General features: G+C 48.2%; 23 protein-coding genes. 12 read left to right on the top strand and 11 right to left on the bottom strand.

Annotation, left to right across the window (positions count from 1 at the left end):
* The first annotated feature begins 10 nt into the window (after positions 1 to 10).
* The 3 genes from moaA (at position 11) to mutM (ending at position 2371) form a co-directional block, all read left to right on the top strand.
* Entirely contained in the window at positions 11 to 994 is a 984-nt protein-coding gene (gene moaA / locus N7386_RS21090) for a GTP 3',8-cyclase MoaA (RefSeq protein ID WP_279770878.1), read from the top strand.
* An 81-nt stretch (positions 995 to 1075) separates the two neighbouring features.
* Complete coding sequence (locus tag N7386_RS21095; RefSeq protein ID WP_279770880.1) at positions 1076 to 1531, top strand: hypothetical protein; 456 nt, start codon at positions 1076 to 1078, stop codon at positions 1529 to 1531.
* A 24-nt stretch (positions 1532 to 1555) separates the two neighbouring features.
* Positions 1556 to 2371: a bifunctional DNA-formamidopyrimidine glycosylase/DNA-(apurinic or apyrimidinic site) lyase gene (gene mutM / locus N7386_RS21100; RefSeq protein ID WP_011624602.1), complete on the top strand. Its 816-nt coding sequence runs from the start codon at positions 1556 to 1558 to the stop codon at positions 2369 to 2371.
* Between the two features lie 62 nt (positions 2372 to 2433).
* Here mutM and N7386_RS21105 read toward each other — a convergent pair whose 3' ends face one another.
* Genes N7386_RS21105 through N7386_RS21115 form a run of 3 tightly spaced genes read right to left on the bottom strand, consistent with a single transcriptional unit; the run spans position 2434 to position 5564 of the window.
* Positions 2434 to 4158, bottom strand: a complete 1725-nt coding sequence (locus N7386_RS21105) for a glycosyltransferase family 39 protein (protein WP_279770882.1) — start codon at positions 4156 to 4158, stop codon at positions 2434 to 2436.
* Between the two features lie 13 nt (positions 4159 to 4171).
* Positions 4172 to 4831 (bottom strand): VTT domain-containing protein, encoded by a 660-nt coding sequence (locus tag N7386_RS21110; protein WP_109287642.1) that lies wholly within the window; start codon positions 4829 to 4831, stop codon positions 4172 to 4174.
* A gap of 1 nt (position 4832) precedes the next feature.
* Positions 4833 to 5564, bottom strand: coding sequence for a glycosyltransferase family 2 protein (locus N7386_RS21115; RefSeq protein ID WP_011624605.1), 732 nt, complete (start codon positions 5562 to 5564; stop codon positions 4833 to 4835).
* A gap of 233 nt (positions 5565 to 5797) precedes the next feature.
* Between N7386_RS21115 and N7386_RS21120 the strand changes: the two genes are divergently transcribed.
* Positions 5798 to 6961, top strand: a complete 1164-nt coding sequence (locus N7386_RS21120) for a nucleotide sugar dehydrogenase (RefSeq protein WP_279771091.1) — start codon at positions 5798 to 5800, stop codon at positions 6959 to 6961.
* A 24-nt stretch (positions 6962 to 6985) separates the two neighbouring features.
* Positions 6986 to 7993: an NAD-dependent epimerase gene (locus tag N7386_RS21125; RefSeq protein WP_279770885.1), complete on the top strand. Its 1008-nt coding sequence runs from the start codon at positions 6986 to 6988 to the stop codon at positions 7991 to 7993.
* A 58-nt stretch (positions 7994 to 8051) separates the two neighbouring features.
* Here the strand turns inward: N7386_RS21125 and N7386_RS21130 are convergent, their stop codons facing one another.
* Together N7386_RS21130 and coaD are read right to left on the bottom strand one after the other, a co-directional pair.
* Complete coding sequence (locus tag N7386_RS21130; protein ID WP_279770887.1) at positions 8052 to 9524, bottom strand: capsule assembly Wzi family protein; 1473 nt, start codon at positions 9522 to 9524, stop codon at positions 8052 to 8054.
* Positions 9525 to 9590: 66 nt separating this feature from the next.
* Complete coding sequence (gene coaD, locus N7386_RS21135) at positions 9591 to 10082, bottom strand: pantetheine-phosphate adenylyltransferase (RefSeq protein ID WP_011718800.1); 492 nt, start codon at positions 10080 to 10082, stop codon at positions 9591 to 9593.
* Between the two features lie 274 nt (positions 10083 to 10356).
* On the opposite strand from coaD, the gene N7386_RS21140 reads away from it, so the two are divergent.
* The gene (locus N7386_RS21140) at positions 10357 to 11430 is read left to right on the top strand and encodes a glycosyltransferase (protein ID WP_279770889.1); all 1074 of its coding nucleotides are present in this window, start codon (positions 10357 to 10359) and stop codon (positions 11428 to 11430) included.
* A gap of 362 nt (positions 11431 to 11792) precedes the next feature.
* Here the strand turns inward: N7386_RS21140 and N7386_RS21145 are convergent, their stop codons facing one another.
* The 4 genes from N7386_RS21145 to N7386_RS21160 form a co-directional block, all read right to left on the bottom strand.
* Complete coding sequence (locus N7386_RS21145; RefSeq protein WP_126512180.1) at positions 11793 to 12752, bottom strand: glycosyltransferase; 960 nt, start codon at positions 12750 to 12752, stop codon at positions 11793 to 11795.
* A 145-nt stretch (positions 12753 to 12897) separates the two neighbouring features.
* Positions 12898 to 13977, bottom strand: coding sequence for a CDP-glycerol glycerophosphotransferase family protein (locus N7386_RS21150; RefSeq protein WP_109277653.1), 1080 nt, complete (start codon positions 13975 to 13977; stop codon positions 12898 to 12900).
* Positions 13978 to 13996: 19 nt separating this feature from the next.
* Positions 13997 to 15082 carry a glycosyltransferase gene (locus tag N7386_RS21155; protein WP_088586427.1) on the bottom strand — a complete coding sequence of 362 codons (1086 nt, stop codon included), beginning with the start codon at positions 15080 to 15082 and terminating at the stop codon, positions 13997 to 13999.
* Positions 15083 to 15134: 52 nt separating this feature from the next.
* Entirely contained in the window at positions 15135 to 16178 is a 1044-nt protein-coding gene (locus N7386_RS21160; RefSeq protein WP_279770893.1) for a glycosyltransferase family 9 protein, read from the bottom strand.
* An 88-nt stretch (positions 16179 to 16266) separates the two neighbouring features.
* Here N7386_RS21160 and N7386_RS21165 point away from each other — a divergent pair, with 88 nt between their 5' ends.
* Positions 16267 to 17019, top strand: coding sequence for a 3-deoxy-D-manno-octulosonic acid kinase (locus N7386_RS21165; protein ID WP_086902508.1), 753 nt, complete (start codon positions 16267 to 16269; stop codon positions 17017 to 17019).
* Positions 17020 to 17033: 14 nt separating this feature from the next.
* Here the strand turns inward: N7386_RS21165 and waaA are convergent, their stop codons facing one another.
* On the bottom strand, positions 17034 to 18308 hold the full coding sequence (waaA, locus tag N7386_RS21170) for a lipid IV(A) 3-deoxy-D-manno-octulosonic acid transferase (RefSeq protein WP_086902521.1): 1275 nt from the start codon (positions 18306 to 18308) through the stop codon (positions 17034 to 17036).
* A 245-nt stretch (positions 18309 to 18553) separates the two neighbouring features.
* On the opposite strand from waaA, the gene N7386_RS21175 reads away from it, so the two are divergent.
* The 5 genes from N7386_RS21175 (at position 18554) to glpG (ending at position 22945) form a co-directional block, all read left to right on the top strand.
* A complete protein-coding gene (locus N7386_RS21175) occupies positions 18554 to 19201 on the top strand; it encodes a TetR/AcrR family transcriptional regulator (RefSeq protein ID WP_011624620.1) in 648 nt (215 codons plus the stop codon).
* A gap of 270 nt (positions 19202 to 19471) precedes the next feature.
* Positions 19472 to 20665 carry a glycine C-acetyltransferase gene (locus N7386_RS21180; protein WP_208660685.1) on the top strand — a complete coding sequence of 398 codons (1194 nt, stop codon included), beginning with the start codon at positions 19472 to 19474 and terminating at the stop codon, positions 20663 to 20665.
* Positions 20666 to 20676: 11 nt separating this feature from the next.
* Positions 20677 to 21702: an L-threonine 3-dehydrogenase gene (gene tdh / locus N7386_RS21185; protein WP_249556548.1), complete on the top strand. Its 1026-nt coding sequence runs from the start codon at positions 20677 to 20679 to the stop codon at positions 21700 to 21702.
* Positions 21703 to 21800: 98 nt separating this feature from the next.
* Complete coding sequence (gene glpE / locus N7386_RS21190; protein WP_011718813.1) at positions 21801 to 22106, top strand: thiosulfate sulfurtransferase GlpE; 306 nt, start codon at positions 21801 to 21803, stop codon at positions 22104 to 22106.
* Positions 22103 to 22945 carry a rhomboid family intramembrane serine protease GlpG gene (glpG, locus tag N7386_RS21195; RefSeq protein ID WP_279770901.1) on the top strand — a complete coding sequence of 281 codons (843 nt, stop codon included), beginning with the start codon at positions 22103 to 22105 and terminating at the stop codon, positions 22943 to 22945. Before glpE ends, glpG begins: the two co-directional genes overlap by 4 nt.
* A 76-nt stretch (positions 22946 to 23021) precedes the next feature.
* Here the strand turns inward: glpG and elbB are convergent, their stop codons facing one another.
* A complete protein-coding gene (elbB, locus tag N7386_RS21200) occupies positions 23022 to 23678 on the bottom strand; it encodes an isoprenoid biosynthesis glyoxalase ElbB (protein ID WP_279770903.1) in 657 nt (218 codons plus the stop codon).
* Positions 23679 to 23993 lie beyond the last annotated feature (315 nt).

Genomic DNA, 23993 nt, shown 5'->3' on the forward strand with positions numbered 1-23993 from the left:
CTGAGTCCCTATGAGCCAACTCGTGGATGCCTTTGGCCGTCAGGTCGAATATTTACGACTCTCAGTGACGGATCGCTGCGACTTCCGTTGTGTCTACTGTATGACGGAAGACCCCTGCTTCTTGCCCAAAGATCATGTTCTGCACCTCGAAGAGTTGGCTTGGATTGCCCAAGCCTTTACGGAACTTGGGGTGACTAAAATTCGCCTCACCGGCGGCGAGCCCTTGGTGCGTAGCGATTGCGATCAACTGGTGCACTTACTGGGCAAGCTCCCAGGGCTCAAAGATTTATCGATGACCACTAATGGTTCTAGGCTCAGTAAGTTTGCCAAACCTATGTTTGATGCGGGTCTTAAGCGCTTAAACATCAGCCTAGATACCCTTAACCCCGAGCTCTTTACCCAACTGACGCGCAACGGCAAATTAGCACGTGTTATCGAAGGGATTGATGCGGCCATCGCCGCAGGTTTTGAGCGCATTAAAATCAATGCGGTGATCCTTAAACAGCAAAATGACCATGAAGTGATTGATCTGGTTAATTTTTGTCGTGACCGAAACCTAGATATCGCCTTTATTGAAGAAATGCCGCTGGGTGAAATGGACGAGCGCAAAGACGCGCGTCATTGCAGCAGTGATGAAGTTAAGACCATGATTAACGAGCATTATCCCCTGCAACTTTCCAATAAACGCACAGGTGGCCCCGCGCGTTACTACACCATGGCGGATAGTCCGATTCATATCGGGTTTATCTCACCCCATAGCCACAACTTTTGCCACGAATGTAATAGAGTGCGCGTAACCGTAGAGGGGCAATTATTGCTCTGCCTAGGTAATGAACACTCCATTGATTTAAAAAGCATTGTGCGAGAATATCCCGGGGACATTGAGCGCCTTAAAACCGCGATTCTCCAAGGTATCAAACTCAAACCTAAGCAGCATGTTTTCGATAATAGTGGCGTGCAAATCCTGCGCTTTATGAATAGCACTGGCGGTTAACCCCTTCGTCCTAGGGCTAGCATCTCTATTTTGCCGTGATACACTCATGGCATCAGTCCCATTTTTTGTGTCACTCTTCCTATGGCGCTTACTCGTAAACAGTGGAATAACATCATTATTCTTGCCTGCATTTTTATCATTGCGGTGCTGACGTTTATGGACAAGAAAACCCATAATGTGCCGAGTGATGCCCAGCTGTTGTTTGATGACAATGCGCCGCTGGCACAGTTGCAGCTAGATGGTGTGTGGCTGCATAAACAAGCCTCAGGTTGGGAGTGCGATCCGCTGGTGCTCAACTGCGCCCAATGGGCCAAGGCTTGGCAAGGCCTAAGAGTCTCGCCCCTCAGCGAGGCACCACAACCCACAGGCAAACCGCAGGAACTGGTGATCCAAATTGCCGAGATCCGCCAATCGCAACGTTGGATTTATTTCCCCGAGGACGGTGTACTCAAATCACCCGCAGGCAACTGGTACTTAGTGCCCCCCAGCCTAAGGGCCGATTTACAACCAATCCTCGATGCCAAATCCACCAGCTAATTTATTACCTAAAAGAACTCAATCATGCCGGAATTACCAGAAGTCGAAGTCACCCGTCAGGGCATAGCCCCACATCTTGTCGAACAAACCGTGGTTGACCTCGTAATCCGTAACGCCTCACTGCGTTGGCCCGTTCCCGAACTTGCCAAACAGATCATCGGCCAAACCATACGCCAAGTGCGCCGCCGCGCTAAATACCTGTTAATCGATACCGATGCTGGCACCAGCATAGTGCATCTGGGGATGTCGGGCAGCTTGCGGATCCTGCCCCATGATACGCCAGTGGAGAAGCACGATCATATCGATCTTGTCCTCGCCAATGGCCGAATTCTGCGCTTTAACGATCCGAGACGTTTCGGCGCTTGGTTATGGTGCCAATTGCCAGAGGAAGCCCATCCGCTACTGGAAAAACTCGGGCCAGAACCTTTAACCGACGCCTTTAACGTCAATCAGTTAGCTGCCGCACTGGCGGGCAAGAAGAAGGCCATCAAACTCTGCCTGATGGATAACCATATTGTGGTGGGTGTGGGGAATATTTATGCAAACGAAGCACTGTTTGCCGCAGGGATACACCCCGAGGCGGAGGCCGGCAAGATAGATATTGAACGCTTAACGGTACTGGTTGCCGAGGTCAAACAAATCCTCGCCCACGCCATCAAGCAGGGCGGCACTACGCTTAAGGACTTCACCAATGCCGAGGGTAAACCCGGCTATTTCGCGCAAAAGCTGCATGTTTACGGCCGCGGCGGCGAAACCTGCACTCAGTGCGGCAATCTACTCAGCGAAATCCGTCTTGGTCAACGCACCACAGTATTTTGCGGCATCTGCCAGACGCGTTAATCTCGCCGATAAAAATGCCTGCAATTGCAGGCATTTTTTAGCTTCTTCGATATGGCTGTTGATTACTCTTTTAACCAACGACCTGGATGGTCGGTAAAGTAACGGTACTCACGCTCTGGCGCTTGGCACTGAGGCTTAAGCTCTGACGCAGATAACAAAATCCATTCGTCACGGTGGGCAATCCCCATGCTCTTACCGCCTTTGATATCGAAACAACTCAGCTCAGCACCGCTAGGCACTAACACATAACGCTGTTTGTTCTCCTGCATCCATTGCCACGCGTTTCGCTCTTGTTCTTCTACCGGCGCAAGATAACTAAAGTGCGTCACACTCATGGGCGAGAACAGAATAAATTGCTCTTTAAAGTTTACTAAACCAAGTTCGGCATCCTCACCTATCACCTCGGCTGTTTGTAGCATCAGGCTTCTGGGGGTGCGCATTTCATCGAGCATAGCGTAACCCCAAGTGCTCACCAGCACCCAGCCCAAGGCGGAAACTAACCCCACCTTAACCAAGGCAAACTGACGACGCGCCAGCCACAGCAAGGCACACCAAAGCACCCCGAGCACAATAAACAAGTAACCAATGCCAGTGAGATCATCGGTATAGTCCGCCAGCGCTTTGACAAGTGCAGGGTAATGGATAAATGCCAGCACGCCAGCCACTAACACGAGCGCCCCCAAAAACCACAGCACACCAGTGACTAGTTTTTCAAACCAAGCTTTGGGTGAAACACCCGTTAATACCGCCGATGCCGCGAGGGCCAACATAGGTAATGCGGGCAGAATATACACGTTGCGCTTGCCCGGACTGATACTGAAAAACAGCACCACGAGCCCGACCCAAATCAGCAGAATCGCGATGGTAGGATCGGCTTTCACCTTTTGCAGCCACTGTTTCCAATAGGCGACCACCAGCAACGAAATCGGGAACCACATCCAAGGGATCACGCTCAGCACGAAGAAATACCAAGGCTTGATATGGTGCCAAGCATTGACGTAACGCTCGCCCGTTTGCTTAAACAAAATATTATTTTGATAGGCCACCATCTCGGGCGTGCCATGGGCTTGAACCGTCATCACCATTGGCACTAACCAACAGGCAATCACGGCCAGCATGGCCAACGGCCCTGCGAGGCAAAGCCAAGTTAAGCGGCCCTCGAAACGGGTCTTATCTTTGAAGGCGTAAACCCCAATCGGAATGAGCAACAATAGGGGCAAGAAACCAACCCCCTTAGTGATCACCCCAAGCCCCATAAATGCCCAGCCAATAAAATACCAATGCCACTTAGGCCCAAGCATAAAATGTCTGATTAATCCGTAACATCCTACGGTTATCCAACACATCACCATGGCATCTATCTGGGCATTTTTCGCCTGCATCAAAAACTGCGGCACGATAAGGAGCAATAGTGCAGCGTTGCGGCCAACCCGCACATTCCACAATCTGGCACCCAAATCATAGACAAGAAATACCGTCAGCAAGCCACAAAAGGCATTGGGGAGTAAGAAGGAGAGTTTTAACGACCCTGTGAGTTGATAAAACAGGGCAATCGCCCACATAAATACTGGCGGCTTATCGGGATAATATTCCCCGCCCCGGGTAGGGAATAACCATTGACCCGAGGCAACCATCTCCCGCGCGACCTCAACAAACCGCGGCTCGTCGGCGGGCCAAGGGGAACGAAAACCTATGCCAACCAGCAAGATCAGCAAACTCATCAACAGCAGCGGCCAGAGTACTTGGTAATAATCTTCGCTATTGAAACGACGATTCAATGCATCCATTCCTAATCCCTATTTAGTTTTCCAATTCATCCACCTGCTTACGCAGGCTAGAACGGTAAAGGTAAGCGCCGATAAGACTCGAGATAATAAACAGCCCGATACTGATCCCCAGTTGGTTATGATCAGATAAGCCAATGCCCGCGCCCGCAAAACTGAAAATCAGCATCTGCGGTAAATAACCCAGCACGCTGCCAAACATAAATCCCCCCGCGGGGATATGTGTCGCCCCCGCAAAGAGATTCGTCAGCAGATTACTGCCCACAGGCAACAGACGGATCATTAAGACTTTTAACCAAGTCCGCTGAATGATCAGCGCCTCAAACTTTTGTAAACGATTGCCAAAACGTCGTTGCAGACTGCTTCGAATGGTTAATCTCGCGGTATAAAACGCCAGCACACAACCCAGCAATGCCGCTAAGGTGGAAAATAAGCCACCATAAATGCCACCGAGGGCAAAGCCGAATACAAAGGCGATCACCTGCCTCGGCCCACCGACAGCGGTAAACAAGGCGCCAACCATCAGCAACACCGCCAGCGCATAGGCCCCTTGAGCGGCAATAAAATGTGCTACCCAATTGCTATCGGTTACATGCTCGAATAACCCTTGCTGGGCCGCAAACATTAACACCAGCAAAATAAAGACGATAAAAATCGCCTTATAGAGTCGCTTCATCTTAATCGTGCCAGCTGGTTTCGCTACGGGCGACCTTAGCGATTTTCGCCCTGCGACCGAGCCACATGACGCCCATGATGTCGACAATCCCGACCCAGACCCGATTCCAAGCGGTATATTTAGACACGCCAACTTGGCGATCCCTATGATTAACCACAGAAATAAACACTTCGCCCCCCATGCGGCGCACCAGTGCTGGGATATATCTGTGCATATGGTCGAAGTAAGGCATGCGCAGGAAGGTTTCGCGGGGGAAGAGTTTTAAGCCACATCCGGTATCGGGTACGCCATCGTGTAACAGTGCATCACGCACTTTATTCGCAAAGCGGGACTGGAATCGCTTCCACGCCGTGTCTTTACGGTTTTTGCGATAACCGGCAATACAAAAGTGTTCGGCATGAATTTGCGGCAATTGGGCCAACATGGCGGGAATATCCGCAGGGTCGTTTTGCCCATCGGCATCTAAGGTGACAATGTATTTACCGCGGGCATGTAAAACGCCAGTGGAAATAGCGGTACTCTGGCCCGTACTGCGCTCGTGACGAATGGCTTTGGCATCGCATTGCATCACCTCTGCGGTGTGCATAACTTCACCAAAAGTGTCATCCTGACTACCGTCGTCGACAACAAGAATTTCAAACTCAGTCAACCCTTGCAGGGCTTGGCATATCTCTTTCATTAATGGGCCAATATTGCCCACTTCATCTTTGGCGGGGATCACGACTGAAATCACGTTAAGGCTCCAAGCTTAATAACCATGAGTACGGTAACATAGGATTGTGGCAAACAAAAATCTGCATTGATAGGATGTTATGAATTAAACGGAACGCGAGCCCAGCATTGTATACGGGTGAAAATCGAGAAAAGAGCACTTAATTTGGAACTGTGGATTTCATCGAAATGACATATTCTAATGCCGCAGAAAATGCTAGTTTGGGAAACAAAATGCCAAACTGTATAAAACCTATGAACATAGTTGTAGTTGGAATGGGCTATGTTGGCCTATCGAACGCGGTTTTACTCGCCCAGCATAACCAAGTAGTAGCGATTGATTTGATGCCCGAGCGCATCGCGTTAGTTAATGCGCGTAAACCAACGGTCGCCGACAGTCTGATTGAAGAATACCTGCAGCATAAAGCCTTAAATCTCAGTGCCACGAGCGACAAAAGCGTCGTTAAAGAAGCCGATTTTGTCATCATAGCCACTCCTACGGATTACGACCCACAAACCAACTACTTTAATACTCAGTCGGTCGAACGGGTGGCCAAGGAAGTGCTCGCCCTGAATCCTGACACCACCATTGTCATCAAATCGACTGTGCCAGTGGGTTTTACCGAAGGGCTGAGAAGTAAACTCAACAGTGACAATATCTTATTTTCACCGGAGTTTTTGCGTGAAGGTAAGGCGCTTTACGATAACCTGCACCCCTCGCGGATCATAGTGGGTGAACGTTCCGAACGCGCCCAAGCCTTTGCCGATCTGCTTGCTCGCGCCGCCATTAAGCAAGATATTCCGATTTTACTCACAGACAGCACTGAGGCTGAGGCGATTAAGTTGTTTGCCAACACCTTTTTAGCCATGCGCGTCGCCTACTTTAATGAGTTGGACACCTATGCGGAGAGCCGAGGGCTCAACACCCGCCAGATTATCGAAGGTGTATGCTTAGATCCGCGCATCGGCGATTACTATAACAATCCTTCCTTCGGTTATGGCGGTTACTGCCTGCCCAAGGACACTAAGCAATTGCTGGCCAACTATAACGATGTGCCTAACAATCTCATCAGCGCCATTGTCGATTCCAACACAACCCGCAAAGATTTTATCGCCAACGCTATTATCAGTAAGCAACCGAAGCGAGTGGGGATCTATCGCTTAATCATGAAATCCGACTCAGACAACTTCCGCGCCTCGGCGGTACAAGGAGTGATGAAACGCATTAAGGCCAAGGGCATCGAAGTCGTGGTCTATGAGCCCGTACTCAAGGAAGGGGAGTTTTTTAACTCGAAGGTGATCCGCGATTTACATGAATTTAAAGCCATGTGCGATGTGATTATTTCTAACCGTATGGCCAATGAACTCGAAGATGTCGCCGCTAAGGTGTACACCCGGGATCTGTTCCATCACGACTAAGCGTCCAAAATATAAAGGTTTACTATGAAATACTTAGTCACAGGCGCCGCCGGATTTATCGGCGCTAAAGTCAGTGAGCGCCTCTGCGCACAGGGCCATGAAGTTGTCGGTATCGATAACCTCAATGACTATTATGATGTTGGGCTAAAGCTAGCCCGACTGGCACCGCTCGAGGCCTTAAGCAATTTCCGTTTTATCAAACTGGACTTAGCCGACAGAGACGGCATAGCGGCATTGTTTGCAGAACAAGGTTTTCAACGGGTTATCCATCTCGCCGCGCAGGCTGGAGTGCGCTACTCCCTCGATAATCCCCTCGCCTATGCCGATAGCAATTTAGTTGGGCATCTCACCATTTTAGAGGGCTGCCGCCGCCATAAGATTGAGCATCTAGTGTATGCCTCTTCATCCTCTGTGTATGGTTTGAATCAAAAGATGCCATTTTCGACCGAGGACAGTGTCGATCATCCGATATCCCTGTACGCGGCGACCAAGAAAGCCAACGAGTTAATGTCGCACACTTACTCACATCTCTATCAGTTACCCACCACTGGCTTGCGCTTTTTTACCGTGTATGGCCCCTGGGGACGACCGGATATGGCCTTGTTTAAATTCACAAAAGCCATTCTCGCGGGCGACACTATCGATGTGTATAACCATGGCGATCTCAGCCGTGATTTCACCTATATCGACGATATCGTTGAGGGCATCATCAGGGTACAAGACAAACCTCCTCGCCCAACACCGGACTGGCGTGTAGAAACTGGTACACCGGCTAATAGCAGCGCGCCCTATCGCGTATTCAACATAGGTAATGGCAGCCCGGTGCAATTGCTCGACTTTATTACCGCACTCGAGCGCGCGCTTGGCATCGAGGCGAAAAAGCAATTTTTACCCATGCAGCCAGGTGATGTGCATTCCACTTGGGCCGATACCGAAGATCTATTTAAGGCCGTGGGATACAAACCCCAAGTCGATATCAATACTGGGGTGAGCAGATTTGTCGAGTGGTACCGCGCGTTTAATGCGAAGTAAGCTCTTTGAGAAAACAAAAAGGCCTGCTGATTTGCAGGCCTTTTTATTGGATTGGCGCTTAAAAACGGTATTCAAAACTGCTAAAGAAAGTCGCATTAGTATCGTTTTCTTGTACATCAAATTCCGATCTCGAGACTGTGCCCCCCAAACTCCACATGCCCTTCCACACCGGCATACGGTAAGAAAGTTCCAGCATCAGCAAGTCTTCCTTCGGTGGCTGTGGCGCCCATGTTGTCGCCACGTTAGTACCGTCTTTATTCAACTTGGCATAACGCAGTAGCGAGGTAAAACCGCGGCTGTTATGGAACTGACCAACCAAACCAAACACAAAGACTTGAGCATCGCTATCATAGGTCGAGCCTAAAGCTCTGCCGTAGTAACGCGCTCCACTGAGGTAAACAGGATCTTCATAGAAGCAGTTAGGCTTGCCATCACACTCGACAAAGGTATCCGAGTATTCCATGAATAGCTTGAATTGCTTACCCGATGTACCGAAATGGGTATCTATCCCCCAAAGTGAACCGCAATCGCTACCGTTTTCACAGCTATGCTCAAGGTACAAACCAACGGGGATATCCTGCCAAGTGTCGGCATAACGTAAATCGATACTCTGGGTTCTATGGCCCGCGTCACGGCGTTGATCGGCCAAGCAAGAATCCGAACCGTCGATGCACACCGCATTGCTTGCCACCGAGTCCCACCAAGAATCGAAGTCGCAATTCTGCCCTTCACCACAAAATAGTGTTGACCAAGATAAGCCTATTTCTAGCTGCTGAAGGGGTTTGGCGGTGAAACGCATATCCCATTCAGCCATTTTAGGCACGGCACGCTCTTTTTCAGCCATGCTAAAACCGGTCTTAAAGGTCCAAGGCCCAATCCAAGATAACCATGGCGTTTCGAAGGCGGCGGCATTATTACGGCTGAGCGACAGTGACTGCATTGGGCGCGCATTGTTAGAGCGATGCAATGCCGAATCAAATCCCGGCCCCCACCACTGCTCAACCGTACCTAAGGTCGCAATCCAGTTACCCATGATTACAGCAAAATAAGACTCATCGAGACGAAAGTTTTTGTTATCTTGCGGATCGTACGTCTCAGCAACTGTGGTTTTATAGGCCACACGTGAGCCTAAATATTCGTAGGAGGCTTTAACCTCACCCTTTTCACGATAGTCTGAGCCATAATGCTGGAAGCGAGCGGGCTCGGTCGCCCCCGAGAGTTTAACCCTAGCATTGCCGCGATTATCGACGGCATTTTGATAGTAAAAGTTAACTCGGGCAAAGGCTTGCACTAATCGGGGAGACAATAGCTCGGGTTCGACTTTCGCTAAGTCACCACCAATTCCCGACCACATCAAGGGAAAGGTATTCACTGGCACACGGATCACGCCCGCATCGGCCAGTGCTTGAATATCAGCTCTTAAATAAATGTCCGAGGCATCCACCCAAGGGGCGGCAGCAACGGAAGCAGAAAACAGTAAACCAGATGCAACGCTAGCAGCGAGGATAGAGGGGGTCAAAAAAGCCTTCATAACATCCTTTTCATTATCATCGCGAGGCCTGATGCCTCAAAGGTTTTATGGAAATACTCAGCTTTATCAAGCTTTTGCGAGGTTAAGCTTGGCGGTCAACGCGCTTGCCACCTCAGGGTGTACAAATTGACTCACATCGCCGCCATGCAGCGCGACTTCCTTCACTAAGGTGGAAGAAATAAAGGAGTTTTCTTCAGCCGGTGTTAAAAACACGCTCTCAAGATCAGGGCTTAATCTGCGATTCATGTTGGCCAATTGGAATTCATACTCAAAGTCGGAAACCGCACGCAAACCACGCACCAGCACGCTCGCACGCTGTTCCTTGGCAAAATCCACCAGCAGACCCGAAAAACCAACCACTTCCACATTATCCAAATGGGCCGTGACGCGGTTTACTAGCTCAACGCGCTCCTCAAGAGTAAACCTTGGCTGCTTAGATGGATTGGCCGCAATGCCAATAATCACATGCTTAAACAACTTAGCCGCACGCTCAATCAAATCGGCATGACCATTGGTAATGGGATCGAAGGTCCCAGGATAAATCGCTCTTGTGTGCACTTTGCTGACTCGACTCAGATAGATACCCAAAAAACATTGCCGCCAGTCTACTCGTTTTAGCCACTTGAGTGAATCATCCCGATAAAAACCGCTGAAAATCCCGCTAAAAATTGAAATACTGGCAAGAATTCCTTGGATTAAGCCCATGTAAAGGGATGAACTGATATAATGCCGACTCGCTATATTGGATTAAGTAGGTAGCTGGTTTTCGTCAAATCAACCCAGATAGAAACCACACCACAACCGATTAAGTCCACGTAATCAGAGCATTTATATGAAAAAAATCGCCATTTTTTGCCATAACTTTTTCTCGAACGGCACGGTCAAAATCGCCTTATCTCAGGCCGAAGTGCTGCAGGAAGCCGGGCAAGATGTTCACCTCTTTGTGTTCCATAAAGAGGGGGATTTTATGCCACCAGAAAATGTGACGATTCATTACCTGTATGAAGCTGGCCAAAAGCCAACTCTACAGGAGCAAAGACAACACCTAAAGGCCAAGGTGGCCGAAGCGGAACAATCGGGTAAGTTCTCGCTATTTTTAAGTAATTCGACCGATTGCGATGTCGTTGTTTCCGGCTGCGACTTCGATCCCTGCTATTACTTTTGCCACTGCGCCCTTAAGCAAGAACTCTTGATGGAATTAAAGCGTGGTCCAGTGCATTTCTGGCGTCGCTGGAAAAAGGCTAAGGCACTGATTGGCAAAAAGATCATTACTGTTTCCAATGGCATCGCCGATGAGCTTAGAGCCACTTCCTGGCTGAAGCCACAAAGCGTTCAGACCATCTATAATCCCTTTAGATTGGAAGAAATCCGTAAAAAGACTCAGGAAGTTATTGCCGAAATCCCAAACGAGCCTTATATGATCCATGTCGGCCGTGTGACACGGCAAAAGCGCCACGACATTTTATTTAAGGCACTCAGGGATATGCCAACGGCCCCTAAGCTTGTCCTGCTGTGCAATCGCCCAAAGAAGGCACGCAAACTCGCTAAGAAATACGGTGTCGAACACAGAATCATCACACCAGGGTTTCAACACAATCCCTACGCTTGGATTGCCAAAGCCGAGTTGATGCTACTCAGCTCAGATTTTGAAGGCCTACCGACCGTTGTGATTGAGTCTTTAGCCTGTGGCACACCTGTCGTCAGTACTGATTGTCCACACGGGCCAAATGAAATTCTCACAGGGCATTTAGCACAATATCTCGTCCCCGTTCGCCAACCTGCGCTGTTGGCACAAAAAGCGCTGGAGTGTTTGGCCTCACCACCAGCTTTAGACAATCTAGAAATATTAAAGGCCGTCAACAGCCAATATATTGCCGCTCAATATATTGCTCTGGGAAAGAATTAAAATTGAGAACTCCATTGTGAAACTCCACCTTTATAGCAGGTGGCTTTCAAATAGCCCCCTAGAAGGGGGGGGCTAAAAAACTAATATTCCATATCCTAACTGAATCAGTCTCTCGACTTCCTCTTTCGCGACTTTATCTTGGTGCCTTACATATCTTCTGATGATACTGACAACGGTAAGATATATGCGATGATGACTCGTATCTGCTCATACAATTACTGGTAACAAAGGCAGTAATTGTATGAGCATTCTTCGGGCAAAGCCTCACATGAACGATCATCATCTCCAAAGGAGGTGGTTTTAAAATACCAATAAATATACACAATACGAGTATTAACTAACGACTATTATCATCATAAAAACTAAATAGTTTTCATGAGTTTTTTATAAGCTATATATCGTGAAAGACGATGCCCGCGCCATGTAAGCAAACCTTTGCTATCAAGATCTCTCAACTCTTCTGCAAATGCTGGTAACATTTCAGCTTGTTGTTCCAATCCTGCTTGCTTACATTTTTTGAGCTGATAACTTAAAAGAGGCCGCATCAAAGTATTTTTTATATGGCTTAACTCCTTACTTCCTAAGTTTTTTTGGTAAGTGTTGTAGATCGAATTGATTACTATGTGATAATCACGAATAAGCTTTGGAGTTGGCTTTTGTTGTGTTATCGAATTCTCATACCTTGTGTATAGATATAATGGGGTTGGAATAACGACTGTCTTTGGACGTTTTGCTAAAATGGAGAAACTGTACGAGATATCTTCATAGTTGACTCCAGGAATAAAATAAAGCCCTTTAACAAGCTGTTTCTTATATAACTTATTCCACACAACCGATCCAATTTTATAAGGCTTTTTATTTTTATGATATAAAGGGTCCGAGATTACTTTATAATTTATTTTTTCAATTTCAAACTTTTTATCTGGATGATCGAATCCATCAGAATAAACACTCTGCCAAACAACCAAATCCGCTTTATTTTTTTGCGCAAAATAATAGGCTATCTCTAATGTTTGCGGTTGTATCGCATCATCTGGATCGATAAAAAAAATGTAATCACCTAGAGCTACGTTTAAGCCAGTATTGCGAGCGACTGATACACCTTGATTATTCTGGTTTACAATCTTAATTCTTGCATCGTATTTTTTATATTCATCTAAAATAACATCACAATTATCAGGTGAACCATCATTAACACAAATAACTTCAAAGTCTTTAAATGTCTGCGACACAACACTTTTCAAACATCTTCTTAAAAACCTCTCAACATTATAAACTGGAATAATAACAGAAATTACAGGGTGTATATTTGAAATTTCCATATTCACTTCAATCCTAAAGACGTCTTTTCAATTATTCAAGCACAGTAAAATAACATAAAAATAAACTTTATGATAATACAGTTCTATATTATATACGCCATCACAAAACCAAGTAAAAAACACAAATCAGACATTCATGAAACAATTAGCTAAACAATTTCCAATAGCCTAACTTGCGGCGCATTTTAAAGTGTCGCAGTAGGTTCAATGGCTTAGGTTTAAGCCAAGCGGTTCCCTTATCGATCAAGGCATCGGTCGCCGCGAGTACACGCTGGCTAGACTGACCATCTCCCGTGGGGTGAATTTGATTGCAATAATCATGGATATGCGCCATCAAATCATCGGGGCGGCTAAGCGCTCTAGTGAGTGCAGGTTCAATCTCTTCGACTCGGTTAATATCGATTAAATGCGCCTTCGGTGACTGATTTTTAAAGGTCACCACAGGCTTACGCTGCATTAAAAACATCAATAAAATCGAAGAAGTATCGCAGAGCATCACATCACCCGCCTGCAGAAGCGGGATCACGTTGTCGGTTTCCACAAACTGGAGATTCTCATTTTCGAGAGTCTTGTATTGCTCAACAATACTTGGCTTCATCTTAGGATGGAATTGTACCAGCCAGCGCCACTGGCTCTTTTGCGACAGGGCTTTAATCTGCTCGAATACCTCAGGCGCACAGGTCAGACTGGGGGAGAATGTCGAGCAAAACAGCACTACAGGCCGAGGATCATCGGGCTTAATGTAAGGGTTATCTTTATTTTCAATAAATAAAGGATCGAGCGCTGGCCAGCCCGTTTCGGCCACGGTAAAGGTGCCGATTTTTTTCTCTAGCTCAAGGAAAGGCAGCGTCGTCGCCGGCCCTTGGGTGCAATACAAGTCAAAGCAATCTCGGATTTCGAAGTGATCTTCTCGCCCCTTATGATTCATTTTGCCCGCATTAAAACCGTGGAACACACCCACTTTTACTCCAGGGATAAAGCTTGGCACTACGTTACCCGGCACGAACACGGCATCGGGTTTCCATGCCTTAACGGCATCAATATCGGGTAAGCGTTTTTCATCCGCTTTAAGGAATTTGGGGTCGACCTCACGGCCTTCGAGGAACCAACACGCCTCATCGCCACGCGCCAGAATCACTTGCTGCAGCGGCCTTAGCATCGCATAGGAATAGTTCTGTGCTATGTAGAACAAATAACGTCTTTTGTTTGATTTGCGCGCTTCCACCGCTTTCTCCTCGGGTAAATTATTTCGCTAACGCGAGATATTGTTCGGCAATCGCAGTCGCATCCACCTTAGCTAAAATCTCCACATTGTCGAGGGATGGCGGCTGGGCGACCACGGCGTCAATCATCTTGGCCAAGGCCGCAGGATTACGACGGGGCACAAGATAGGGAGCCAAATTGCCGGTCAAAATCTCATTCGGCCCATGTGGGCAATCGGTACTGACCACTGGCGTGCCGCAGGCTAAGGATTCGATTAATACCGTCGGCAATCCTTCGAAATCGGAACTCAGCACCAGTGCTTTCGCACGTTTGATCCAAGGAAAAGGATTACTCTGGAATCCAGGAATGATTAAGCGCTTCTCGATGCCGTATTTCTTCGCCGCTTTAATTGCCTTCTTGTGGTTATGGCATAACAGCACCACAGGTAACTGATTTTGGGTCTGTTTAAGGGCCTCAAACAACACATCGTGGCGCTTCTGCTTAGCAAAACGTCCCACGTGGATCAGATAGTCACCCTGAGGGATTTGCGGATTATCTTGCTGTGACAGAGCAACAATCTCATTAAATTCAAATGGATTGTAGATAGTTCGCATTGATGCAGGCTGCAAACGCCCCTTAGCTTGTATCTCTTTGGCGATGCCGTTGGACACAGTGATCAAATGCTGGCCATTGAGCGCTTTTTTCGCCCGTAGTTTCTTATAGTAGGCGAAGGGACCTAACTTAAACTGACGACTCAACTCTTCTTCAACCGATGAATGCACAATCACATAGAGTGGTGTCACCCCAGTTTTGGTCATCATCAAATTGGTTTTATCAAGATTAGATAAAAACAGATCGAACTTACCGACTCGGGACTCAATCTCGGCAATCTTTGCCCGTAACTTATCGACCGACGCCCCTAGACGTCCGAAGTGATCATAATCTTTATCTTTGTCGGCAAAGCATTGATGAACAGGTAAATTGTCTGGCGTTTCGTAATAACGATTATCTTCCATGACCAAAAAATGCGGCTCATGCCCTAGGCTAATAAACTGCTTTGCCAAGGTAATCATGACCTTCTCGGCTCCACCACCCGCTAAACTGTCGATGGCTATGGCTATCCGCATGATTTTTCTCCTAAACGATAATCTAAAACTCAGGGTGACAGGCTAACAGTGGTTAACTGTGTGTCTGCTGAATAACCTGATCAAATTTCTCTATCACGGCTTCGACACTAATTAGCGCCATAAGGTGCTCACCCTTAGCACGGGTGCCCCATTTCACCTCACCGCTTTGCTGTGAGGCGATAGCCTCTTGGTAGGCACTCACCACATATTGCTGCGATAAATAAGGCCCGGTGCGACCTGGATTGGAATGAGCATATAAACCTATGACAGGCGTCCCTTGCGTGACCGCCATGTGTGCAGGGCCAGTATCGGGCGCTAACACTAGGCTGGCGCGTTTCAGCAGAGCCAGCAATTGAGTCAAACTGGTTTTGCCGACTAAGTTATCGAGTTTGGCAGAACATGCATTGGTAATATCGTCGGCCAATGTCTTTTCAAGTGCTGTTGGGCCACCGCAGAGAATGACTCGATAACCCTTATTCACCGCATGTTGCGCCACGGCGGCATAGCGCTCGGGCAGCCAATTTCGCTCGGCTTTACTGGCAGCCGCGCAAATGACTAATACCTTCTCGCCATCGGCAATCTGGCGCTGGGCAAATTCAGTATCCGCTTGAGGGACTGGAATATTCCAACTCGGGGTGATGTCGCTCACGCCAATCGCCTTGGCGAATCCCATAAAGCCGTCCAGCACATGGGGCTCTGCTAAAGGTTCGACTCTATGATTGGTGACCAGCCATTGACCTTCTTTGGCGCGGGCACGGTCGAATCCGACCCGAACCTTTGCCGAAATCGCGAGGGAGGCCAAGGTAGCACGTAGCGCCACTTGCATATGTAGCAAGACATCGAAGCGACGGCCTTTCAGCGCCTTATGCAGATTAAGGTAACTGCGCCAGCCCTGGGATTTATCGAAAATCACAAACTCAATACCGGGCAAGTGCTTTAATAGTTGGTATTCGAGCTTGCCTATCACCCAAGTGATTTTGAGCTGGGGATATTGGCGTTGAATCGCCTGCACCATAGCCACGGCATGACAGACGTCACCGATAGCCGATAGCCTAAGCAGGCAGAGAGAATTCATGGTGTTGGGATTTAAACTCAAGCGAATAGCTCTTAAGGTTATTTGGCGCAAGCTAAGGATCTTAATGTAGAATGGCCGCAGGTGCCACGCTTAAGTCAACAAATCTCCCATGAACGCACAAATCAAAATCATAAATACCGCAGATGGCTATATGGCACTTTGCCAAGATACGCCTGAAGACATTACTCCGGCTTGGTTTTCGGTGGATTTCTGGCGTGAAAAAGCCGCGGTAGTGGGATCATCCAAGGGACGTTACACCACTTGGTTTGTGGCCTTTAGCGAGCGTCATTGGGTGTTGCGACATTACTGGCGTGGTGGCCTGATGGAGAAATTCAGTAAGGATGCCTACTTCTATACCGGGCTTGAAAATACCCGCGCCATGGGCGAATTAAGGCTACTTGACTTGCTCTACCGCGAGCAATTTGCGGTGCCTAAACCTATTGCCGCCAATATTGTGCGCGATGGCTTGTTCTACCGTGCCGACATTATTATCGAGCGGGTCAATGGCGCCGAAGACTTGGTCGCTAAGTTAACCAAAGGCGCTATGACTCCAGAGCAGTGGCAAGCATTAGGCGCCACCATTGCCCAATTTCATCGCCGCGGCGTTTACCATGCCGACTTAAACGCAAAGAATATTTTGTGGCAACCACAGCAAACGGATGGCGTACAAGAACGTTTCTATCTGATTGATTTTGACAGGGGTGAAATCAAAACGCCCCATGCGCAATGGCAGAAGGCGAACCTTGATAGGTTGCTACGCTCCTTCAATAAAGAACAAGGAAAACAGCCTACGCTCGCCTTTACGCCCGCCGACTGGACGGCTCTGCTCGCGGGCTATCACTCAGTTATTCCCCAAGCCTAGTGACCTGAATAGCGTTAGGCTGTTTGGCGCGAGAGTAACGACTCGGCGAGAGCAAACTGGCGCTGCAAGGCGCCACGATTAGCCTCTACTACGGCAAGGCCTGCCTCAGCGGCTTGTTGGCGTAATGCAGGCAGCTCAAAATACTGAATTAAATTCTCACCCAACTCTTGGCCTGAACTCACAATTCGCAGGCCGCCCGCGTCAGCCAACATTTGGGTAATTTGGGCAAAGTCCCAATGATTCGGCCCCACCATCACAGGTACGCCCATGGCCACGGGCTCTAAGGGATTATGGCCACCATTTTCAATTAACGTCCCGCCCACAAAGGCTTGATCGGCTGCGCCATAGAAGGTTAACAATTCACCCATGGTATCGCCCACCAGCACCTGCGTCGTGGCAGTAATCGCTTGAGCCTCACTGCGGCGCACAAATTCAAAACCTTGGCTGGCAACGACATCGGCCACCGCCGCAAACTGCTCAGGATGACGCGGTGCAATCACCAATAACGCCTCTGACCATTTAGCGAGCAGCTGCTTATGGGCGCTCAGCACTGCATCAAACTCACCGGGGTGAACACTCCCAGCCACCCATACGGGCGCAGTCTCTTTCCCCCAAGTCTGCCTTAGCTCTCGCGCTAGGGTTAATCGTTCAGGGGTGATAGTTAAATCAAACTTCAAACTGCCGCAGACTGTGACTCTATCAGCAGGCACCCCAAGGTCGATAAACCGCTGTGCCTCGGCTTGCGTCTGCACCGCAACCACATCTAAACGTTGCAACATGGGGCGACTCAACTGTGGACGCTTGGCATATTGCGCCGCCGATTTAGCCGACAACCTAGCATTAGCGAGCATCAAGCGCACGCCGCGCTTAGCCGCCAGCGCCACGAGATTCGGCCACAGCTCAGTCTCCATAATGATGCACCATTTAGGGGATAACTGGCGCAGAAAGCGGTTCACACACCAAGGCAAATCGAAGGGTAAGTAGCAATGCTGCACTTGATCACCAAAGGCTTTACGCACCTCAGCAGAACCCGTCGGGCTTGAGGTTGTGACCGTAATCTTAAGCTGTGGATGCGCCTGTTGGATCTGGCGGATTAATGGAATCGCCGCCAGCGTCTCGCCCATAGAAACCGAGTGGATCAGTAAATCCGTTGGTGCCAGTCGTGTTAATCCGAAACGTTCGCCCCAGCGGCCACGGTAATCAGGGCTTTTAATGGCACGGAACGCCAAATAAACAATGAGCAGAGGGGATAATAGATAAAGCAGCACACTGTAAAAAAATCGATTCATAAAAATCGTGCTTATGAGTTTTTGCCTGATGAATAGTGGCAATGTTAGCATAATATCCCCAAGCGACCTCAAGATACGAGTTTCAGCCTCTTGAGATTGTTTGGGGATATCAATCGTATTGAATTTTTGTTCATTGAGATGAATCCATACGATTTTAAATTAGGGATAATTTACCAGCAGTGTAGCGGTCGTTGGTTAGCCTTCTTTAATCAATTTGTAGCGTTCACTAGCCACTTGGAAAATATATGAAAACCCGCGACAAAATCATCTATGCCAGCCTTGAGCTATTCAATGAGCACGGCGAACGAAATATCACCACCAATCATATTGCCGCTCACCTGAATATGAGTCCCGGGAATCTTTATTATCACTTCCGTAATAAGGAAGACATTATTCGCTCGATCTTCAGTCTCTACGAGGCGCACCTCGAATCGGGATTCCAACCCTATGAAGGCGAGCAAGTCAATGTGGAGCAATTGATCGGCTATTTCGACGCGATGTTTTATACCCTGTGGCAATTCCGTTTTATGTACGCCAATCTGGCCGATATTCTCGCCCGCGATGAAGAATTAAAAAGCCGTTATCTGCAGGCGCAGCAGCAAGTATTAACGCGTTCGAGCCACGTGCTGGATAAACTCAAGCAGGACGGTTTTTTAAATATCGACAATGACAAAATCACCCAACTTGCCGACACCATTAAGATGATTGTGAGTTTTTGGATTGGTTATCAACTCACCCAATCCAGCACCTCAACCATCACTAAAGGCATTCTGTACGAAGGTGTATTGCGGGTATTGATGATTTTTAAGGCCTACGCCACCCCAACATCTCAAGCGACCTTCAGCCGTTTAGAGCAGCACTACCACGAGCTAGCGACCCAAGATTCGCTCTAATCGCCCCAAGCCGTCGCATTTAGCACTAAACTCAACAGGTTAAAGGTGCTAAATGCGGGCTCAATTTATACCCTCTGCGGTGATGCAACCCTCAAAGTGCAGCGTAGCCGACCATGTTGCACATTAGTTTTTATAATGTAACAACCCCTTTAGCCCTAAACTAATTTATCTAGCTAACCTGCATGAAAAAAAGGCTGTAGGCCGATAGGGTTTAGCGTTAAAATGCCGCAACTCCCAGAATCAGAATAAAGTTAACTAAGGAGATATCAGGTGGCCTCTACCTCATTCTACGCACAGATTAATCAACAGCTTGCCGATGTTAAAGCCGAAGGTTTATATAAAAGCGAGCGTGTTATTGCCTCACCGCAACAGACTGCCATTCAAGTTAATCACCAAGAAGTTGTTAACTTTTGCGCCAACAACTACTTAGGCTTAGCCAACCACCCAGAACTGATTAAAGCCGCACAGCAAGGCTTAGACAGCCACGGCTTTGGCATGGCGTCGGTCCGTTTTATTTGTGGAACCCAAGACATCCACAAACAACTCGAAGCCAGCCTGAGCGAGTTCCTCGGCATGGAAGACACGATTCTGTATTCTTCTTGCTTCGACGCCAACGCAGGTCTGTTTGAAACCCTGTTAGATGCCGAAGATGCCATTATCTCCGACGCCCTAAACCATGCCTCTATTATCGATGGCGTGCGCTTATGTAAGGCCAAACGTTTCCGTTACGCCAACAACGATATGGCGGATTTAGAGACGCAATTGATCGCCGCAAAAGCCGCTGGCGCGCGCAATATTCTGATCGCCACCGACGGCGTATTCTCAATGGACGGCGTCATCGCCAATCTGCAAGGCGTGTGTGATTTAGCCGATAAATACGGCGCATTAGTCATGGTTGATGACTCACATGCCGTGGGCTTTGTTGGTCAAAACGGCCGTGGTTCGCACGAACACTGTGGCGTGATGGGCCGTGTCGATATTATCACTGGCACCCTAGGCAAGGCCTTAGGCGGCGCATCGGGCGGTTTCACTTCAGGTAAAAAAGAAGTCATCGACTGGTTACGCCAACGCTCTCGCCCTTACCTATTCTCTAACTCATTGGCGCCTTCGATTGTAACGGCCTCTATCCATGTATTAGAGATGCTCAAATCGGGCCAAGCACTGCGTGAAGCGGTATGGGAAAACAGCCGTTATTTCCGCGAAAAAATGTCAGCGGCAGGCTTTACCTTAGGCGGCGCCGACCACGCGATTATCCCAGTGATGATTGGCGATGCCAAACTGGCGAGCGATTTCGCTAACCGTTTATTAGCAGAACATATTTACGTTATCGGCTTCTCATTCCCTGTCGTGCCAAAGGGACAAGCCCGTATTCGTACTCAAATGTCGGCGGCACACACCCGTGAGCAACTCGACAAAGCGATTGAAGCCTTTACCCGTATCGCTAAAGAAATGGCGATTATTTAGGACCCTACAAAATGAAAGCACTAAGCAAGTTAAAAGCCGAAAAAGGCATTTGGTTAGTCGATGCGCCTAAGCCTGAAATGGGCCACAACGATCTGCTGATCAAGATTAAAAAGACCGCCATTTGTGGCACCGACATGCACATCTACAACTGGGACGAATGGTCACAAAAAACCATTCCTGTACCTATGGTGGTAGGTCACGAATATGTGGGTGAAGTGGTTGATATCGGTCAAGAAGTTCGTGGCTTTAAAATTGGTGACCGCGTTTCTGGCGAAGGCCATATCACCTGCGGCCACTGCCGTAACTGCCGCGCAGGTCGCACGCATTTATGCCGCAACACCTCAGGTGTGGGTGTAAACCGCGAAGGTTCATTTGCCGAGTACTTAGTGATCCCAGCCTTTAACGCCTTCAAAATTCCCGATGATATCAGCGATGATTTAGCGTCTATCTTCGACCCGTTCGGTAACGCAGTGCACACTGCGCTGTCATTCGACTTAGTGGGCGAAGACGTGTTAATCACTGGCGCGGGCCCTATCGGTATTATGGCTGCGGCCGTATGTCGCCACGTTGGTGCTCGCCATGTGGTCATTACCGACGTTAATGAATACCGCTTAGAGTTAGCTCGTAAAATGGGTGCTACCCGCGCCGTTAACGTGGCTCGGGAAAACCTGAAAGACGTGATGAAAGAACTCGGCATGACCGAAGGGTTCGACGTGGGTCTCGAAATGTCTGGCGTACCGTCAGCCTTCCACGCCATGTTAGATACCATGAACCACGGTGGTAAAATCGCGATGCTCGGCATTCCGGGTGGCGAAATGGCGATTGATTGGAGCAAAGTGATATTCAAGGGTCTGGTCATCAAAGGCATTTACGGCCGTGAAATGTTCGAAACCTGGTACAAGATGGCAAGCTTGATCCAATCAGGCTTAGACATTTCGCCTATTATCACGCACCACTACAAAATTGATGATTTCCAAAAAGGCTTCGACGCTATGGGCTCGGGCCAATCAGGTAAAGTCATCCTCAGCTGGGATTAATTCTCTTAGCTATGCCAATCACGGGGCTGTACACATGCAGCCCCATGTTGCACACTTATCCCATCGCTTATCCCTTTTCAGTTATTTCAGGTTTTATTATGTCTTCCTTTAAACACCTTAGCGTGAATCAATTAGTGCAAATGACCGAGTCAAAGCCAGTACAAATCGTCGATATTCGCGATGGTCACAGCTTTAACAACGGCCACATTGATGGCGCATTTAATTTGAATAACGAGAATCTGGCGCACTTTATTGGCCAAGCGGATATGGACAGTCCTTTAGTGGTGGTTTGCTACCATGGCATCAGCAGCCAAAATGCCGCGCAATACCTTTGTGAACAAGGCTTTGATGATGTCTATAGCCTAGATGGTGGCTTTAGCGCTTGGCATGAGGCCAATGCATGATAGAGATTGGCAGACTCCCCAACAGCAGAGCCGCGCAGGCCTTTGTCGATTACCTCAAAGGTGAACAGATAGACTGCCAGATTCAGCCATTGCCGCAGGGAGTCGCTATTCTGGTTATCCGCGATCAAGATGCCGAGCAAGCCCGTAAAGAGTTTGCCCATTTTATCGCTCATCCTTACGATAACAAATACTTACAAGCCTCGTGGGAGCATGGTGATACTCATACTAAGCTCGACTATGGCGCCCCTTCTTTACAGCTTTTTACGCAATTTATCACAGGTGCAGGCCCAGTTACTCTTATCATCTTTGGCCTCTGTGTACTGATTTATGCCGCGATGAATTTAGGCTTCGGCGGCCCGGTTTATGAAACACTCTCCTATTTCGGTGCGGTGCCTGACACCAGTGTTAGTCAATTCTGGCGCGTGTTTACCCCAAGCCTGATGCACTTTTCGGCCATGCATATCATCTTCAACTTACTCTGGTGGTGGTATTTGGGTGGAAAAATCGAGACTCGCACAGGTACAGCCCCGCTGCTAATCCTGCTACTGGTCGCCGGTACTTTACCCAATGTCGTCCAATACTATGTTAGCGGCCCCAACTTTGGCGGGCTGTCGGGCGTAGTGTATGCCGTCGCCGGTTACACTTGGGTCATGGGGATCCGCAAACCCGCAGCAGGGATAGGTTTACCGCCCTCCTACATGGGATTTATGTTGATTTGGCTAGTGTTAGGCTTTACGGATTTTTTAGGCGTGTCAGTTGCGAATGGCGCCCATATTGGCGGATTACTGATAGGTCTCGCCCAAGGCTGGTTCGATAGTCGCAGTAAAGCCACTCGCTAACTTACCGCGATTGCTTACATGCTCGATTAAAAAGCAGGGTAAGCCTTAAGGCTTACCCTGCTGCATTTAGGTGCTGTTACTTGGCCAGCTCTAATACTTTGGCGACCAGCTTCTCGATACCAGAGTGCGCCTCGGCAATGTTCCCCGCCAGCATATAAGCGGGCGTGCTGACAATCTTATTCGCCTCATCCACCACGATATCATGCACAGTCGCCGCCTGATGATGGCCGCCCATCAGATTAAAGGCTGCTACCGTATCCACATCATTACCGATAGTGCCCTTAGCGCCGTGTCCATATAAACGCGGGATCATCATTGGCGCAATACAAATAAAGCCGACAGGCTTTTTCGCTAGAATAAATTCATTAATAAAATCAGTAACGAGTGGATTCACTTCACACTCACTGCCATTAGTGGCGAAGTTACACAGATTTTTCGCCGCCCCAAATCCGCCAGGGATAATCAGTGCATCGAAATCGGTAATATCGAGTTCGGTGGTTGCTTTTACTTCGCCACGGGCGATACGTGCCGATTCAACTAGCACATTTCGTGTCGCCGTCTTGTCTACTTCGCCCGTGAAGTGATTAACAACATGCATCTGATTGATATCAGGAGCAAAAAATTGATATTGAGCACCCGCTTTCGACAGAGATAATAACGTTAAAACCGATTCATGGATCTCTGTTCCATCGAAAACACCGCACCCACTGAGCAATACTGCGATTTTTTTCATTATAAATATCCTTCTTATGTCATTTGGTTTTAACAAACTGTAAACAAAATGGTTGATCTGCTTAAAAATCATGCTAACTTAGTTCGTCAAATCTAAGGGTCGGTGAAAATTAACGCAGCCTTTAGGTATTTTACGGAGTCAAGAAAAAATCCACAAATCAGGAAGATTTTTCAAGAAACAGTATTGAACTCACACAAATATTTTAAAAATATAAAAATCAACAACTTAAAAATATCGCACCAAGCCGTAAACATCGCCATTATTCACAGTTGACTTTTTCACTCACAGAGTTATCCACAGGCTGAGAGTCAATTT

The sequence above is a fragment of the Shewanella sp. GD04112 genome (assembly GCF_029835735.1).
GTDB lineage: Bacteria > Pseudomonadota > Gammaproteobacteria > Enterobacterales > Shewanellaceae > Shewanella.